Origin of the sequence: Prochlorococcus marinus str. MIT 0918 (genome assembly GCF_027359415.1) — a bacterium.
GTDB lineage: Bacteria > Cyanobacteriota > Cyanobacteriia > PCC-6307 > Cyanobiaceae > Prochlorococcus_E > Prochlorococcus_E marinus_C.
Window position 1 is genome coordinate 1,157,520 of sequence record NZ_CP114780.1, and the last position, 17,060, is coordinate 1,174,579.

The 17,060-nt window shown below is 35.3% G+C and carries 13 protein-coding genes; 7 read left to right on the plus strand and 6 right to left on the minus strand.

All coding sequences use genetic code 11. The features are described 5' to 3' along the window. Positions 1 to 4 precede the first annotated feature (4 nt). The gene (locus O5636_RS06405; protein ID WP_269623542.1) at positions 5 to 637 is read right to left on the minus strand and encodes a precorrin-8X methylmutase; all 633 of its coding nucleotides are present in this window, start codon (positions 635 to 637) and stop codon (positions 5 to 7) included. A gap of 64 nt (positions 638 to 701) precedes the next feature. On the opposite strand from O5636_RS06405, the gene holA reads away from it, so the two are divergent. Then, the gene (gene holA / locus O5636_RS06410) at positions 702 to 1,700 is read left to right on the plus strand and encodes a DNA polymerase III subunit delta (protein WP_269621982.1); all 999 of its coding nucleotides are present in this window, start codon (positions 702 to 704) and stop codon (positions 1,698 to 1,700) included. A gap of 49 nt (positions 1,701 to 1,749) precedes the next feature. Further along, positions 1,750 to 3,510, plus strand: a complete 1,761-nt coding sequence (locus tag O5636_RS06415) for an aspartate kinase (RefSeq protein ID WP_269621983.1) — start codon at positions 1,750 to 1,752, stop codon at positions 3,508 to 3,510. Positions 3,511 to 3,532: 22 nt separating this feature from the next. On the opposite strand, the gene uvrB is transcribed toward O5636_RS06415, so the two are convergent. Both uvrB and O5636_RS06425 read right to left on the minus strand, forming a co-directional pair. After that, on the minus strand, positions 3,533 to 5,566 hold the full coding sequence (uvrB, locus tag O5636_RS06420; RefSeq protein WP_269621984.1) for an excinuclease ABC subunit UvrB: 2,034 nt from the start codon (positions 5,564 to 5,566) through the stop codon (positions 3,533 to 3,535). Between the two features lie 88 nt (positions 5,567 to 5,654). Further along, positions 5,655 to 6,443, minus strand: coding sequence for a DUF561 domain-containing protein (locus O5636_RS06425; RefSeq protein ID WP_269621985.1), 789 nt, complete (start codon positions 6,441 to 6,443; stop codon positions 5,655 to 5,657). 84 nt (positions 6,444 to 6,527) lie between these two features. Here O5636_RS06425 and tilS point away from each other — a divergent pair, with 84 nt between their 5' ends. Then, the gene (gene tilS, locus O5636_RS06430) at positions 6,528 to 7,559 is read left to right on the plus strand and encodes a tRNA lysidine(34) synthetase TilS (RefSeq protein ID WP_269621986.1); all 1,032 of its coding nucleotides are present in this window, start codon (positions 6,528 to 6,530) and stop codon (positions 7,557 to 7,559) included. Between the two features lie 4 nt (positions 7,560 to 7,563). Here tilS and O5636_RS06435 read toward each other — a convergent pair whose 3' ends face one another. The 3 genes from O5636_RS06435 to O5636_RS06445 form a co-directional block, all read right to left on the minus strand. Then, the gene (locus O5636_RS06435; protein ID WP_420063758.1) at positions 7,564 to 9,522 is read right to left on the minus strand and encodes a ribonuclease J; all 1,959 of its coding nucleotides are present in this window, start codon (positions 9,520 to 9,522) and stop codon (positions 7,564 to 7,566) included. Positions 9,523 to 9,601: 79 nt separating this feature from the next. Continuing rightward, positions 9,602 to 10,510, minus strand: a complete 909-nt coding sequence (gene dapA / locus O5636_RS06440; RefSeq protein WP_269623543.1) for a 4-hydroxy-tetrahydrodipicolinate synthase — start codon at positions 10,508 to 10,510, stop codon at positions 9,602 to 9,604. After that, on the minus strand, positions 10,510 to 11,538 hold the full coding sequence (locus O5636_RS06445) for an aspartate-semialdehyde dehydrogenase (RefSeq protein ID WP_269621988.1): 1,029 nt from the start codon (positions 11,536 to 11,538) through the stop codon (positions 10,510 to 10,512). The genes dapA and O5636_RS06445 overlap by 1 nt, the downstream gene beginning before the upstream one ends. Before the next feature lie 149 nt (positions 11,539 to 11,687). Here O5636_RS06445 and tig point away from each other — a divergent pair, with 149 nt between their 5' ends. From tig to O5636_RS06465, 4 genes are all read left to right on the plus strand, one after another. Then, positions 11,688 to 13,106, plus strand: a complete 1,419-nt coding sequence (tig, locus tag O5636_RS06450) for a trigger factor (RefSeq protein ID WP_269621989.1) — start codon at positions 11,688 to 11,690, stop codon at positions 13,104 to 13,106. 57 nt (positions 13,107 to 13,163) lie between these two features. After that, on the plus strand, positions 13,164 to 13,814 hold the full coding sequence (clpP, locus tag O5636_RS06455; protein ID WP_269621990.1) for an ATP-dependent Clp endopeptidase proteolytic subunit ClpP: 651 nt from the start codon (positions 13,164 to 13,166) through the stop codon (positions 13,812 to 13,814). Between the two features lie 113 nt (positions 13,815 to 13,927). After that, positions 13,928 to 15,280, plus strand: coding sequence for an ATP-dependent protease ATP-binding subunit ClpX (gene clpX / locus O5636_RS06460; RefSeq protein ID WP_269621991.1), 1,353 nt, complete (start codon positions 13,928 to 13,930; stop codon positions 15,278 to 15,280). A 75-nt stretch (positions 15,281 to 15,355) separates the two neighbouring features. After that, positions 15,356 to 17,050, plus strand: coding sequence for a DNA polymerase III subunit gamma/tau (locus O5636_RS06465; RefSeq protein WP_269621992.1), 1,695 nt, complete (start codon positions 15,356 to 15,358; stop codon positions 17,048 to 17,050). The last annotated feature ends 10 nt before the right edge of the window (positions 17,051 to 17,060 follow it).

Sequence of the window (17,060 nt, forward strand, 5' to 3'; positions counted from 1 at the left end):
AATCTCAATTCTCATTAACAGCAGCTCTCAGTAAAGCATTAACTGTAGCTGCTGCCATTCCAGCACCTCCTCTGTTCCCATCAAGTCTAATTTGAGGTAAATCTATGCTGGATAGTAATTTTTTACTCTCGATAACACCTATAAATCCAACTGGCATTCCAATAATTAAGCTAGGTGCAAAGCTACTAGCAGAAGTTAACCTTAAGAACGTATTTAAGGCTGTAGGCGCACTACCAAATAGCACTATGGGTGCATTGTCCTTATTAAATTGTTTTGATAAATCATTCCAAGCTTTTTCCATGCCAAGTGCAGTTCTAGTTTCTCCATGATCGGCCTTTTCTGGAGCCCAATTCAAAACACAATGAACTGATGAGTTTAGTGTTCTTGAAGACATTGGTTTCACAGCGGCCGCTGCCATAAAAGTATCAGTCAAGATTGGTGCTCCTGCCTTAAGAGCAGAAATACCAATTTGACAAGCTCTAGGACTAAATTTCAAGGAACCTTGAATAGAAAAATCACCACTAGAATGAATTAATCTCTCTAAGACTTGCTTTTCCAGAGGATCCAATTCTGGAGTAGTTAGCTTAGAGCGAATATAAAAAAGGCTTTTAGTAAAAATCGGATGATCTAATGTCATCACTTTATTTCCCAAATAAGAATTATTTAAGGCATTATCTATAAAAACCACACTCTATTAAAGAATGTCAATACATTTAATATGGGGAGATGATCTCGATGCAATCGATCTATTTATTGAAAAATTTATACAAAAAGCCATTGATCCAAATTGGACCAGTATCAATTTAAGTCGCTTAGATGGCCAAAAACTTTCTGAAGCACATCAAGCTCTCGATGAAAGTCAAAGCCCTCCTTTTGGCGATGGAGAAAGAATAATCGTTCTTAAAAATAGTCCAATTTGCAATGGATGTTCCACAGAATTGTCTAATCACTTTGAAAGAATTATTAATTTGATTCCAGAAAAGACTCATCTAATACTTAGAAATTCCAATAAACCTGATGGACGTTTAAAAAGTACAAAACTAATTAATAAATTGCTAAGTCAAAATAAAGCCTTTGTGAAAAACTTTTTAGTACCTCCAATTTGGGATTCGATAGGGCAAAGAAAGCTAATAGAACGAATTGCATCTGAAATGAATATTCAGTTCCATGAAGATGCAGTTATTGCATTAGTAGATGCTCTAGGAAATGACACTCAAAGAATTCGATTGGAATTGGAAAAACTTGCTCTGTTGGAAGAAACAAAAAAAAATGTTTTACAAACAACTATCATTAGTAAAAATACCGTTGATGAACTTATTCAATCAATTTCATCAAACTCTCTTCAGGTTTGTAATTTCTTATTAGTTGAAAATTGGGGAGAAGCTATTTATAGAATTGATTCACTTCTCAACACAGGAGAACCAGCACTAAGAATACTAGCTGCATTAACAACACAAATTAGGGGTTGGCTTTGGGTGAGTCTCTTAGAAAAAAACGAAACAAAAGAAGTTGGGTTGATCGCTAAACAAGCAGGAATAACCAATCCAAAAAGAGTATATATAATACGTAAACAAATTAAAGGCAAAACTCCTGTATTTTTTGTTGACTTGCTTCGTAAAGTCTTAGAAATAGAAATATTATTAAAGAAAGGAGCTTCCCCAAAAAATGCCTTTAGAGATGGTCTTTTATCAAAATGCTGATTTAGTGAACTATTCACTGAAATAATCACAAAACAATTAAAAGAACTCAATGAACCTTCTGGTGCAAAAATTTGGTGGCACCTCAATTGGCAATGTCAACCGAATTAAAACAGTTGCAAAACAAATTGCATTAAGCAAACAGCTAGGAAATGATCTTGTAATAGTCGTCTCAGCAATGGGAGATAGTACTGATGACTTAACCAAGCTTGCCTTAGAAATTAGCAAGAATCCGCCTCCTCGTGAAATGGATATGCTGCTCGCGACGGGAGAACAAGTAACCATAGCCTTATTAGCAATGGCTCTAAACGAACTTGGGGTACCTGCCACATCAATGACAGGATCTCAAGTTGGAATAATTACTGAATCTGCTTATGGGCGAGCTCGTATTCTTGAAATTAAAACTGAAAGAATTCTAGAGCTTTTAAACAATGGTCAAGTTGTAGTAGTTGCTGGTTTTCAAGGTAAAAGTCTTGGCAGAGGAGACACTGCTGAAATCACAACGCTAGGCCGAGGCGGGTCCGACACCTCAGCCGTAGCTCTAGCAGCAGCTCTAACAGCAAATGCATGCGAAATCTATACAGATGTAGCGGGAGTCTTAACAACTGATCCACGCAAAGTAAGTAACGCACAATTGATGAAAAACATCAGCTGCGATGAAATGCTCGAATTAGCAAGTCTTGGAGCAGCAGTACTACATCCAAGAGCAGTTGAGATAGCTAGAAATTATGGCGTAAAATTGATCGTTCGCTCTAGTTGGGATAACAAAAATCCAGGTACAACTCTGACAAGCAAATCTAAACAATCTTTTGGGAAAGAGGGGTTAGAGCTCAATCGTCCTGTCGATGGAGTTGAGCTCGTTGACAATCAAGCATTAATAAGTCTGTCTCACATCCCAGATCAACCAGGGATTGCCGCTGACTTATTCGAAACATTATCAAACGGGAATATTAATGTTGATTTAATTGTTCAATCAACTCATCAAGGAAATATTAATGACATTTCTTTTACTATTTCGAAAGATAATTTAAATTCTGCCAAAAATCTCTGTCAACATTTAATCAAAAAATTTGGGGGGGAATTAACGACTCAAAACGAAATGACTAAAATAAGTATTAGAGGGGCAGGGATCATGGGAAGGCCAGAAATTGCTGCAAAGTTTTTTGAAACTTTATCCAAGGTTGGTATTAACTTAAGGCTAATAGCAACTAGTGAAGTAAAAGTAAGTTGTGTAATAGATTCTAATAGAAGCGCAAAAGGATTAAGGTGTGTAAGTGAAGCGTTTGATTTAAAAGATAATCAAATTACAATTAATCCTAAAATTACTACCTGTAATGAACCAGAAGTTCGAGGAGTTGCCTTGGATCCAAATCAAGTTCAAGTAAGTGTAATTAATATTCCAGATATACCCGGAAATGCAGCAAGTTTATGTCAATCCTTAGCAGATGCAGGAATTAGTTTAGATACAATTGTTCAATCAGAAAAAAAAGACAATTCTAATAAGAAAACAATAAGTTTTACATTAAATAAACAGGATAGGAAAAATGCTGATCAGTCACTAATTCCTCTATTAGAGAAATGGCCAGAAGCATATATAGAAGATGGATCAGGAATAGCAAGAATCAGTTGTGTTGGAGCAGGAATGCCAACAAGTAAAGGAACAGCAGGGCGGATGTTTAGATCATTAGCAAACGAAAAGATTAACATCAAAATGATAGCAACTAGTGAAATAAGGACTACATGTATTATTGATGAAAATGATGGTGATACTGCACTTAAAGCAGTACATAATTGCTTCGATTTAGGTTTATAAATTAGCTACTTAAATAAATAATTCAATTGAGAAGTCTTCCTCTTAATTTATTGATTTTATCACGTAATTTTACTGCTTGTTCGAAATCTAAATTCTGAGCTAATTCTTTCATTTTTATTTCCAACTTATCAATTAATGGTGGCAAGTCCTCAATTGGGATATCAAAGTTATTATCTGATGTAAAATCTTCAACTACTTTAGTTGTAACATCAATAATATCACTATCTAAACCATCCTTTTGTAATTTTCTAGAAAGTTCTAAGAAAGAAAGTATAGAGTTATTAGACTTTTTACCTGCAGGAGTAGGGGTAATATTATGTTTTTTATTATAAGTATCCTGGATAAATCGCCTTCTTTCAGTTTCTTCAATTGCTCTTTTCATTGAATCTGTAAAATTATCTGCATAAAGTAATGCCATACCTTCAATATGTCTAGCAGCTCTACCAATAGTTTGAATTAATGACCTTTCTGCTCGTAAGAAACCTTCTTTATCTGCATCTAAAATTACAACCAAAGAAACTTCCGGTAAATCTAATCCTTCTCTCAATAAATTTACACCAACTAAGACATCATATGCACCAACTCTTAAATCCTGAATAATTTCAATTCTTTCTATCGAATGAATTTCTGAATGTAAATAACGAACACGGACGTTATTGTCTGCCAAATAATCTGTCAAATCTTCAGCCATTCTTTTAGTTAAAGTTGTAATTAATACCCTTTGTTTTTTCTTTGCTCGCTTTCGTATCTCATCTAATAAGTCCTCAACCTGACCTTTAGTTGGCCGCACTTCTACTAATGGGTCTAAGACACCTGTTGGCCTAATAACCTGCTCTACAATTTGACCAGAGCTTATCTCTAATTCCCAATTTCCTGGAGTAGCACTAATAAAAATAGTTTGATTAGCCTTATCCCAAAATTCAGCTGATTTCAATGGACGGTTATCAGCAGCACTAGGTAATCTAAATCCATGCTCTATTAAAACATTTTTTCTAGACTGATCACCGTTATACATAGCTAATAATTGTGAACAAGTTACATGACTCTCATCAACTATTAATAACCAATTTTTAGGAAAATAATCAATTAAACACTCAGGGGCTGAACCTGGTTCTCTGCCTGACAAATGTCGAGCATAATTTTCTACGCCATTACAATAACCCACCTCTCTTAACATTTCCAAGTCATAATTTGTTCTTTGCTCGAGTCTTTGAGCCTCTAGCACTTTTCCCTGTTGATTAAAAAAGGCTAACTGTTCCTGCAACTCTTGTTGAATATCATTAATAGCAATCAAAAGCCTTTCTTTAGGTGTTACAAAATGTTTTGCAGGATAAATGTTAATAGTATCTAAATTTTCTAGTATTTCTCCAGTAATTGGGTCCAAATATTTAATAGATTCTACTTCATCTCCAAAAAATTCTATTCGAACTAATCTATCATCATATGCTGGTCCAATTTCTAGAACATCTCCCTTTATTCGAAACTTTCCACGGGATATCTCAAGATCATTACGGTAATATTGATTATTAACTAAATCTCTCAATATAGTACGAATATCTATATCCATACCAACTTTAAACTTAACTGCTGCTTTCAAGTATTCACTAGGAATTCCTAATCCATAAATACAACTAATAGAAGCAACTACTATTACATCATTTCTTTCAAATAAAGATCTTGTTGCAGAATGTCTTAACATATCTATCTCTTCATTAATCGAAGATGTTTTTGCTATATATGTATCACTTACAGGCACATAAGCTTCTGGCTGATAGTAATCATAATAAGAAATAAAATATTCAACAGCATTATTTGGGAAAAATTCTCTCAGCTCATTACATAGTTGCGCTGCCAAAGTTTTATTATGTGCTAAGACAAGTGCAGGGCGTCCTGTTTTAGCAATGACATTTGCAATTGTAAATGTTTTCCCTGTTCCAGTCGCACCTAAAAGAGTCTGATATTGCTTATCAGAATTCAATCCATTAACAAGTTCTGATATTGCCTTTGGTTGATCACCCTTAGGAATATAAGGTGCCTTTAAATGATATTTAGACATATTACGGCTATAAAAAATAATTAACTATTAACAACAGAAAAATATTCACCTTAATTGTACAAATCACAGCAAAATTATGTCAAAACTTTCATGAGACAATATCAGAGACAATGCCTTTAGCCTTAGAATTAATAGTTGCTTCTTTTAAAGCTCGAATCATAGCAATCATTTCTAATTGGGTATCTAATTTATTAATAGCTGTACCAACTCCTACTCCAGAGGCACCAATACCTAATGCCATAGGCACAGTCACAGTGGATAAGCCAGAAGCACATAAAACTGGCACTTCACAGCCTAAGTCTGAAAAACTATTCAAAATGGTATGAACTGCTGCAAGAGTTGGAGCTGCTTTTTCAATTAACCCAAGAGCACCTGGTTGTGAAGGCTGTGCACTTGTCCCTCCTTCTGTTTGAATTACATCAGCCCCTGCATCTATCAAATCCAAAGCTAATTTAGATTGCTGATCTAAAGGAAGTAAGTGGGGCACAGTTACAGACATCACCACATTTGGGAGCAATTCTCTACTTTTTACAGTTAATTCTAAAACTTCTTCAGCATCAAAAAATCTTCCTTGAGGATAAAAGGAATCAAAATTTCCTATTTCAATCATTAATGCGCCAGCTTTGATTGCATCTGGAAAATGTTCAGGTTCGACAGAACTTACACAAACTGGCACATCAGAAATCTCAATAGCTGCTCTAACTAAATCAGGACAACAGGCAATATCCAATAAATCTGCGCCTCCAATAGCAGCTGATCTGGCTACATTCTGAACTAGATTTTTGTCAAAATTATTTAACCCAGTAATAACCTTTAATACCGAATGATTATGAAAACTCTGTTGCAGTTCATAAGGAAGAGTTTGAAGACGCGACATTTAATTAAAACTGAATAACCTAATTTTGATATTAGTTCTAGATCAAGAACTAAACAAAATAAATCTAATAGCTGCAAAAAAGAAATGCCTTTATCTAACGATCTAACAAAACCTTGGAGTATTTGGCATGAAAGATTGCATAAAACCTTAAAAAGCAAAAGCACACTTCTTCCTCCTGGAGCAGCTCTTCTGCTTTCTGTATCAGGAGGACAAGATTCTATGGTGCTTCTTCAATTAATGATGGATCTTCAAAGAATTTATAAATGGAAGCTAAACGTTTGGCATGGAGATCATGGTTGGCATGAGCAGTCACAACAAATAGCCAAAGAGCTTAAAGAATGGTGCGAGAGAAAAAATCTTCCTTTTTATTTATCAACGACTACTAAACAACAAATCTCAACCGAACAGAAAGCTAGAGATTGGCGCTATGCAAATCTCCTTGAACAAGTGAAAAAGCTTACCCAAAGAGATCCTTCCATGCATTGCAAACATGTTGTGACTGGCCATACAGGAAGTGATCGAGCAGAAACATTAATAATGAACCTTGCAAGAGGTACCAATCTAGGAGGCTTAAGTAGCTTAAAAGAAAAAAGACAATTATCAGAAGATATTGAGCTCGTAAGGCCCATACTTATTTTTAGTCGACAAGAAACATTACAAATATGCCAAGAAAGAGATATCCCTATATGGATTGATCCATCCAACGCCAATACTCTTTTTGCAAGAAATAAAATCCGCAAAGAAGTAATGCCAATCCTTGAAAGCCTTCATCCTGGTAGCACAATAAGAATCGCACAACTTGCCGATAGATTATCAAATATTAATCATGATCAAAATGATTTAACTAGTCTTGCCATTGAAGCAGTAAAAAACTCAAATGGAATAAATCGAAAAAAAATTATGAATCTTTCCAAAACTGCACGCGCAACTCTCTTAGCAAAATGGATCAAAGAAAACAAAATCAATTCTTTATCCGCAAATCAATTGCTAGAGTTAAGTGAAAAGGTTTCAAAAAACAAACAGCCAGGTAGTATTCAAATTTCTGAAAAATGTCAAATAGAATGGTGTAAAGAATCAATAAACATATCAAATAAGTCTTCGGTTTCTAATAAATAATTAATCAAATACCAGCTGATCGACGGCGCCTAGTCCGTCCAACTGGCTCCTCAGTTTGATTAGGTAAATTCTCTCTTTTGGCTGAAACAGATGAAACTAATTCTGATTCATTTTTTTTTATTGTATTAGCTTGCTTATTGCTTGAAGAATTTGATTTTTGAGAAATTGACTGACTATTGACTTCTTCATCAGCTCTACCTTTGTACGCTGGCGTTCCACTAGGTGCAGGTTGAACTAAGCAAAGTATTAGAGGCTCTACTTGAAATTCTCTTCGCATTCGTCTTGCTATGCCAGATTCCACTTCTCTTTGAAATCCAATCCAATCAACTTCAACAGAATTAGCACTAACTTGTCTGGATAATTGCTTCCAGCGATTCTGCAATACCCATATAATCTCTTTTTCAGTCCAAAGAGACATCTTTCTAGGTTCTGCACTAGTAACAACTCCTCTCAAGTTGACTCGTGGTGGAGCAACCATCGCACCATCGGTACTAACTGCTACAAGCAAAGTAATAACGCCATCTTCGGCTAATTGTTGTCTTTCTTTTAAAACTCTTGCATCTACAATTCCATTTCTAGAAGCATCTAAAAGCTCTATACCAGCTTTCACTGATTGCCCCCTGGACATAGAATCTTGAGTTAATTGAACTACATCACCATTCTCAAGAATCAAAATATTGTTTTCTGGAACACCCATCGTTTGAGCACTTTTGCTATGGCAAATGAGCATGCGGTGTTCTCCATGAACTGGAACAAAATATTTTGGCTTAGTTAAAGCCAGCATTAATTTCTGATCTTCTTGAAAACCATGACCAGAAACATGAATTCCTTCCCCTTTTCCATAAACTACATTTGCACCAAGCTTCATTAAGCGATCAATTGTGTTTACAACTGAGATTGTATTCCCTGGGATAGGACTAGCTGAAAAGATAATTGTATCAGTAGTTTTCACTTGGACATGTTGATGCTCTCCTCGCGAAATTCGACTTAAAGCCGCTAATGGCTCGCCTTGACTACCTGTCATTAAAAGCAATGTCTCTCGATCTGGCATATCTCGAATTTGTTTTATTGGAACAAATAACTCATCAGGAGCCTTCATATATCCAATTTCTCTTGCTTTGGCTATGACATTCAACATCGATCTACCTAGCAAGCCAACCTTACGACCATGTTTAAGGGCAAGCTCCAAAATCATTGCTACACGATGAATGGAACTTGCAAATGTTGTAATAATTACTCTTCCCTGTGCATCTGAAATATGTCGTTCTAAAGCAGGAAATACAGTGCGTTCTGAAGGGCACCATCCAGGAACTTCAGCATTCGTAGAGTCACTAAAAAGACATAACACTCCTTCTTTCCCATAATGAGCAAGACGTGAGAGATCAAAATGTTCTCCATCAACAGGAGTATGATCAAATTTAAAATCTCCAGTAAAAATTATTGTTCCAACTGGGGTTTGAATTGCTAAAGAAAAGCTATCAGCCATAGAGTGAGTATTTCGAATAAACTCAACTGAAAAAGATTGACCTACTTTGACCACATCTCTAGGTCCAACCGTATGAATAGTTGTCCTGTCCGATACACCAGCTTCTTCCATTTTCCCCTGAAGCATTGACATCGCTAAGCGAGGGCCATAAATGACTGGGATGTTGAAATGCTTAAGGTGATGTGAAATTCCACCAATATGATCTTCATGTCCATGAGTAACAATCATTCCTCGAATTCGGTGCTGATTTTCACGTAAATAACTCGTATCAGGCATTACAACATTGACTCCATGCATCCCGTCACTAGGAAAAGCTAAACCTGCGTCAACAAGCATTAGCTCATCACCAAATTCAAAAACACATGTATTCTTTCCAATTTCATGAAGACCACCTAATGGAATTACTTTCAAGGTTGGTTTCTGAATATTGGATTGTTGCGAAATGCTCCTTGAAGGATTTGTAGAACTCATCGTCATTGGAAAACTATGTAAAAAAACAAACTGGATTGGTTAATGAGATCAGGCTCTCAAAAAAGCCAATTGCTAAAACAACTTTTTAGGTTGAACGCAAGGCTGAAATGATTGTCATAAGTTCTTGTTTCATTTGATTATTTAAAGGAGTTAAAGGACTTCGAGGAGCGCCAACAGGCCATCCAATTAATTCAAGGGCTGCTTTAACAGGGATAGGATTTGTTTTAGCAAATAAAGCTTTAAAAAGAGGTTGTAATTGTTCGTGATGCTCAATAGCAAGACTACATTGTCCTGTGAGATATGCCTCAATTATCATTTTTATACTTTGACCAACAATATGACTAGCCACACTTACTACTCCTACAGCACCCACAGATAACATTGGCAGGAGAAGAGCATCATCCCCACTGTAAATAGCTAATTTCGAACCACATAGGATCCTTAAATCAGTAACTTCATTGATATTGCCGCTAGCAGCTTTAAAACTAATAATATTCTCACAATCAAGCAATCTTTCTACTGTAGAAGGAGCTAGTGAACAACCAGTTCTACTAGGTATGTTGTACAACATCAAAGGCAAATCTGAAGCTGCATGAGCAATGTCCCTGAAATGCGCTTCAAGGCCTTCTTGGGGCGGTTTATTGTAATAAGGAACAACTACTAAAGCACCATCAGCGCCAGCGTCAGCAGCTTTTACTGTTGCTTCAATAGCTTCTGAAGTGCTGTTACTGCCAGTACCAGCAAGAACTTTAATATCTTCACCAACAGCATTTTTGACAGTTTCCAGTAATTGATATTGTTCCTCCCAACTAAGTGTGGGGGACTCACCTGTAGTTCCACAAACAACAAGTCCATCTGACCCTTGATCTACTAAAAACGAAGCAAGTCGAGCTGCTAAATCAAAGTCAACAGAACCATCTTGATCAAATGGAGTCACCATTGCTGTTAACAAGCGTCCAAACGGAACAAAAGCTGGATCACAGGAAGTGTTTATCATTTTCGTATGAAAAGTTCAGCAATTTGGATCGCATTTAATGCAGCACCTTTGCGAATTTGATCACCACAAAGCCACAACTCTAAAGCGTTAGGATTACTCAAATCTTGGCGAATCCTTCCTACAGCAATAGCATCTTTACCTGTCACGTCAATTGGCATAGGGAATCTATTTGAACCGATATCTTCTAACAATTCAACTCCAGCAGAGTCTTTCAGAATTTCTCGTGCATCTTGCAACGGAAAAGGCTCTGTAAATTCAATGTTAACTGATTCAGAATGAGCTCTTAAGACAGGGACTCTTACACAAGTTGCAGTTAGAGAAAGATTAGGCTGACTCATAATCTTTCTAGTTTCATTAATCATTTTCATCTCTTCTTCACAATAATTATTTGACTGAAGAGGTGAATTATGTAGGAAAAGATTAAACGCAAGTGAATAGGGTAAGACTTGACTAATAGCATCTTTTCCATCTAACACATCTTGACTTAATCTTTTCAACTCATCCATAGCTCTAGTCCCTGCCCCACTGGCTGACTGGTAAGTTGAAACTACCACTCTTTTTATGGGTAATTTTGAGGCTAATGGGGCTAAAACCAAAGATAATAAAATCGTAGTGCAATTTGGATTTGCAATTAAACCTTTATGAGAAAAGGCGTCATTAGGGTTAACTTCTGGAACAACTAAGGGAACATCAACATCCATCCTGAATGCATTGGAATTATCAATTATAAGAGCTCCTAATGAATTAATCTCTGTTCTCCATTTACGAGATACAGATCCACCAGCAGAAGCTAATACCAAATCAACATTTTCAAATTTATTTCGTGAAACCTCTTCAACTCTTAACTCAGTGCCTTTCCATATTTGAGTTTGACCAGCAGATCTTTTCGAAGCCAATAAACGCAATTCTTTAAGAGGAAAAGACCGTTCTTCAAGAATTTTCAATATTTCAATTCCTACTGCTCCTGTGGATCCAAGAACAGCAACAGTCAAAGGTCGATCAAAAAAAGGTTTTTGAAAAGTCAAACTAGAAAAACAAAATAGTTTAGAAAGAATGAGATCTATCTAATTTAGAAAAAATGTCCAAAAATAGATAAAAGACAAATAGCTTTGGATAGATGGCCTTACTCTTATTTAGTGTAATAGGCCAATGAGCCAAGATTTTTATCTAACCAATGAGTAATTCTCAATTAAAAATAAAAACCAAACCCCTCCCTAATAGTCGTTTAGCAATTGAACTTGAGGTTCCTGCGAAACAATGCAAAGCAAGCTACGAAGAGGCACTATCCACATTATGTAGATCAGCCAATATACCAGGTTTCCGCAAAGGAAAAGTACCAAAGGCAGTTATTCTTCAACAAGTTGGTGCTATGAGAATCCAAGCGTCAGCATTGGAAAAACTTTTAGAAAAAGTATGGAAACAAGCTCTAGACGAAGAATCAATTAAACCACTCTGTGATCCAGAACTAGCTAATGGATTTGACAAAGTCTTAGAAAACTTTAATCCTGAAAAAGCATTGTCTATTACCTTAGAAACAGATATCTCACCTACACCGAAATTAAAAACTACTAAAGGTTTAACTGCAGAAGTAGAACCAATTAAATTCAACACCAACAAAGTTGATGAGCTTATAGAACAATCAAGAAAACAATTAGCAACTGTTGTTCCAATTGATAACAGAGCTGCAAGTCATGGAGATATTGCTGTAGTGAGTTTTAAAGGTACTTTTGTCGATGATGGCAGTGAAATAGAAGGAGGGAGTGGAGAGGCTATGGAGATCGAATTAGAAGAAGGGAAAATGATCCCTGGGTTTATAGAAGGAATTTATGGCATGAAAATCAATGATAAAAAAAGTTTAGAATGCATCTTCCCAAAGGAATATCAAGATGAAAAAGCGAAGGGAAGAAAAGCCAAATTTGATATTGAATTAAAAGATCTAAAAACTCGTGAACTACCAGATCTGAATGATGCTTTTGCAAAACAAGCAGGTGATAAAGAAACCATGTTAGAGCTAAGAAATGATCTTACAGAACGTCTGAAAAAAGATAATGAAAACTTAAATCAAAAAAAACGTCAGGAATCAATATTAAATAGCTTAGTGGAACAATTAGAAGTTGAACTACCAAAATCGTTAATTGATCAAGAAGTAAGAAATTTAATTGAAAAAACAGCTAGAAATTTTGCTGATCAAGGTATTGATGTTAAATCAACATTTACTCAAGAAGTTGTTAATTCTCTTATGGAATCTTCCAGACCTGAAGCTGAAGCCAATTTAAGGAATAGTTTTGCACTGAATGCGTTAGCTGATGCTGAAAATATTGAAGTAGAGCCTCAAGAGCTTGAAAATAAATTAGAAGAAATAAAAAAAGAACTTGCATCTCAATCAAATATTGACCAAGACAAATTACGTACCATTGTTGCTGATGATCTACTTCAAGAGAAATTATTTAAATGGCTAGAAAAACACAATACGATTATTGAAAAAAAACCAAAAAATAAATCAACCAAGTCAGAGAAAAAGTCAACAGAAAAGAAAACACCAAAAAAATCTCAAAAAACAAACACAAACAATGGGAAAACAACTAAAGATTAAAGCGAATCATAAAATCTAATTATAGGATTATTTAAATAACAGCCTGGAACCATCAAGGTGATTAACACACACTGCGCACATCCTATTCAAAACATATGGAAAAGCGACCGACCCAGTTCAGGCCCAGGAGTTCTGCCAACAGTCATTGAACAATCAGGGCGAGGAGATAGAGCATTTGATATCTATTCAAGGCTTCTTCGTGAAAGAATTATCTTTCTTGGAACTGACGTAAATGATCAAGTAGCAGATGCATTAGTTGCGCAAATGCTGTTTCTTGAAGCTGAAGACCCTGAAAAAGATATTCAGCTATATATCAATTCTCCTGGGGGATCAGTAACTGCAGGTCTGGCTATCTATGACACTATGCAGCAAGTAACTCCTGATGTAGTTACCATTTGCTATGGCTTAGCTGCAAGTATGGGAGCTTTCCTATTAACAGGAGGAAGTAAAGGGAAAAGACTTGCATTACCTAATTCAAGAATCATGATTCACCAGCCCTTAGGAGGCGCTCAAGGTCAGGCTGTTGAAATTGAAATTCAAGCAAAAGAAATTCTTTTTCTTAAGGACACTTTAAATACTTTGTTAGCAAGGCATACTGGCAAATCTGTCGAAAGAATTTCTGAAGATACTGATAGAGACCACTTCCTTTCTCCCCAAGAAGCGGTTGAATACGGCCTGATAGATAAAGTTATTACCAGTCTCAACTAAATAGGAATCGTTACGGAAAGCTGACTAATCATCAATTCATGACGATCCTATAGATAAGAGCTGATCATTCTTAATCAGATCCAACAACCAATCCTGGAACCCTTTCAGAAACGATGGCAAAATTCGAAGCCCATCTTAAATGTTCATTTTGTGGCAAATCACAAGAACAAGTGCGCAAGTTAATTGCTGGACCAGGAGTTTATATATGTGATGAATGTATCGATTTATGCAATGAAATTTTAGATGAAGAGCTATTAGAAAATCCTGGAAAATCAAAACCAGTAGGCAATGAGAAGATTCCCAGCAATTCTCCAATTCCATCAACACCAGCTCCTACACTTTCATCTATTCCAAAACCTATAGAAATTAAAGAATTCTTAGACAAGCAAGTAGTAGGACAAGAGGATGCCAAAAAAATTCTTTCGGTCGCTGTTTACAACCACTACAAACGTCTAGCCTGGACAGGTAATGACAAAGAGGAAACAGACCTTTCAACAACTAAACTCCATAAATCAAATATCCTTCTAATAGGGCCAACTGGTAGTGGAAAAACTTTATTAGCACAAACCCTTGCGGAACTACTTGATGTACCATTTGCCGTTGCAGACGCTACTACACTGACCGAAGCTGGCTATGTAGGTGAAGATGTAGAAAATATTCTTTTAAGACTCCTTCAAAAGTCTGATATGGATATTAATCTCGCCCAAAGAGGAATCATATATATCGATGAAATTGACAAAATTGCTCGTAAAAGCGAAAACCCTTCTATCACAAGAGACGTATCAGGAGAAGGGGTTCAACAAGCATTACTAAAGATGCTTGAAGGAACAACAGCCAATGTTCCTCCACAAGGGGGCAGAAAACATCCTTATCACGACTGTATTCAAATTGACACTAGCCAAATATTATTCATATGTGGTGGAGCTTTTGTTGGCTTAGAAGATATAGTTCAAAAACGATTAGGACGAAATTCTATAGGTTTTATGAATTCTGAAAATCGCACGCAAAAATATAAAAATTTAGAAGGAGAAAACAAACAATTACTAAGCAATTTAGAACCTGATGATTTAGTTAGATATGGTCTTATTCCAGAATTTATTGGAAGAATGCCTGTAAGTGCTGTATTAGAGCCACTTAACGCAGAAGCATTAGAAGCAATCCTAAAAGAGCCTAGAGATGCAGTAGTCAAGCAATTTATTACTCTTATGAGTATGGATAATGTGCAACTCAATTTCGAAGATAATGCAATTAAATGCATCGCTCAAGAAGCATTTAGAAGAAAAACTGGTGCTAGAGCATTAAGAGGAATTGTTGAGGAATTAATGCTAGACATTATGTATAGCTTGCCTTCTCAACAAGGAATAGACAAATGTACAGTTACAAAAGAAATGGTTGAATCTATTACAGGGGGAAAAGTTGTTCCTCTACCTGAATCAAATAAAAGGTCTAAACAAGAATCTGCCTAAATAAACTATCGAAAAACTCAGCTTCTAAAACAATTAATTTTCTAGTCTTCTAATATTTTTGACCTATTAAGCAGCATGATTTCCAATTACCAACCGCTGCATCATAAATATCGTCCAAAGCGATTTGATGATCTTGTAGGACAAGAATCAATTGTATCTACACTTAAACAAGCAATAAATACTAATCGGATTGCACCTGCCTATCTTTTTTGTGGGCCTAGAGGTACTGGAAAAACTTCCAGTGCAAGGATTTTTGCCCGTTCTTTAAATTGTTTAGCAAATAACGGACCAAATATTAATCCATGCGGCAAATGTAGCGTTTGTATAGAAATTACTAATAGTATCGCTTTAGATGTGATTGAAATAGATGCTGCTTCTAATACTGGTGTAGATAATATTCGAGAATTAATCGAAAAAGCTCAATTTGCACCTGTTCAAGCTCGTTGGAAAGTATACGTAATTGATGAATGCCATATGCTTTCGAATGCAGCTTTTAATGCATTATTAAAAACCTTAGAAGAACCTCCATCACAAACAGTTTTCATATTAGCCACAACTGATCCACAAAGGCTTTTACAAACAATTTTAAGCAGGTGTCAACGTTTTGATTTTCGTCGTATTTCCTTAAGTTCATTAACAAATCATTTGCAAATGATTGCTATTAAAGAAGAAATTAATATTAATAATGAATGCCTTAGTTTAATTGCTAAACGTTCTGCTGGTGGGCTGAGAGATGCAGAAAGCATGCTAGATCAATTAAGTCTATTACCACCACCAATAAACTTGGATTCAGTATGGGAATTACTTGGAGAAGTTCCTGAAGAAAAATTACTAGAGCTTGCAGCTTCTTTAGCAATAAAAAATCCAAGTAAATTATTAGAAATACTTAATAAATTAATAGATGATGGTAAAGAGCCAATAATAATTCTTCAAGGAATCGCGTCTATACTTAGAGATTTAGTAGTAAGCAAATCTATAAAAAATAAAGCTCTATTATGCAATATATCTAGCAACTCTCACGATAAACTAGAAGAAATTTCCTCAAAAATAAATTTGGAAGATATTTTACGGTGGCAAGCTTATCTGAAAGGTTCAGAATCACAAATTAGATTAAGTTTACAGCCAAAGCTATGGCTAGAAATTTTACTTTTAGGAATGCTAAATACACAACCTAATAACAATCAAGCAACCCCCATTAAATCTCGAAGTATCAATGAGAAATTAAAACCTGTTTCAGAAGAAAAACCTTCAGATTTGAATAATCTAATTGGGATAAAAAAAACTATTGTTCCAGCTGAAAATAATGTATCGCAAAATGAATTGTCAGATACTTGGAAACAAATACTTTCTAACGTTGGTTTACCTTCAACAAAAATGCTTTTATCCCAACAAGCCAAACTTACAACTTTAACAAAAAATCAAGTCATAATAAAAGTATCAGAGAATTGGATAGGGATGATTCAAAGTCGAAAAAGTATTATTGAAAAAGCGATTAAAGAAACACTAGGAGAAAGTAAAGAGTTAATTCTTGAAAAACAAATAAATCTAAAATCTATGAACGGGGAATTAAATAGTATTGAATCAAAAGTAGAAAAGAAACAAATATTAAATGAACAAAAAATGGATTCTAATCAAGAGTTAACGAAAAAATTAGAAGGTAAAGATAATGAATCAAAGAAAACAATCAGTAGGGAAGAATTAGTTTCAGAAGAAACAGAAAATTTTGCAAATTTTTTTAATGGAAAGATTATTAATTTAGAAGATGAATAAATAATAATAA

Coding starts and splice junctions, on each gene's coding strand:
- clpX (WP_269621991.1), top strand. CDS start 13,928: ATGGCAAAATTCGAAGCCCATCTTAAATGTTCATTTTGTGGCAAATCA.
- O5636_RS06435 (WP_420063758.1), bottom strand. CDS start 9,522: ATGACGATGAGTTCTACAAATCCTTCAAGGAGCATTTCGCAACAATCC.
- O5636_RS06425 (WP_269621985.1), bottom strand. CDS start 6,443: ATGTCGCGTCTTCAAACTCTTCCTTATGAACTGCAACAGAGTTTTCAT.
- O5636_RS06415 (WP_269621983.1), top strand. CDS start 1,750: ATGAACCTTCTGGTGCAAAAATTTGGTGGCACCTCAATTGGCAATGTC.
- uvrB (WP_269621984.1), bottom strand. CDS start 5,566: ATGTCTAAATATCATTTAAAGGCACCTTATATTCCTAAGGGTGATCAA.
- O5636_RS06405 (WP_269623542.1), bottom strand. CDS start 637: ATGACATTAGATCATCCGATTTTTACTAAAAGCCTTTTTTATATTCGC.
- holA (WP_269621982.1), top strand. CDS start 702: ATGTCAATACATTTAATATGGGGAGATGATCTCGATGCAATCGATCTA.
- O5636_RS06465 (WP_269621992.1), top strand. CDS start 15,356: ATGATTTCCAATTACCAACCGCTGCATCATAAATATCGTCCAAAGCGA.
- tilS (WP_269621986.1), top strand. CDS start 6,528: ATGCCTTTATCTAACGATCTAACAAAACCTTGGAGTATTTGGCATGAA.
- tig (WP_269621989.1), top strand. CDS start 11,688: ATGAGTAATTCTCAATTAAAAATAAAAACCAAACCCCTCCCTAATAGT.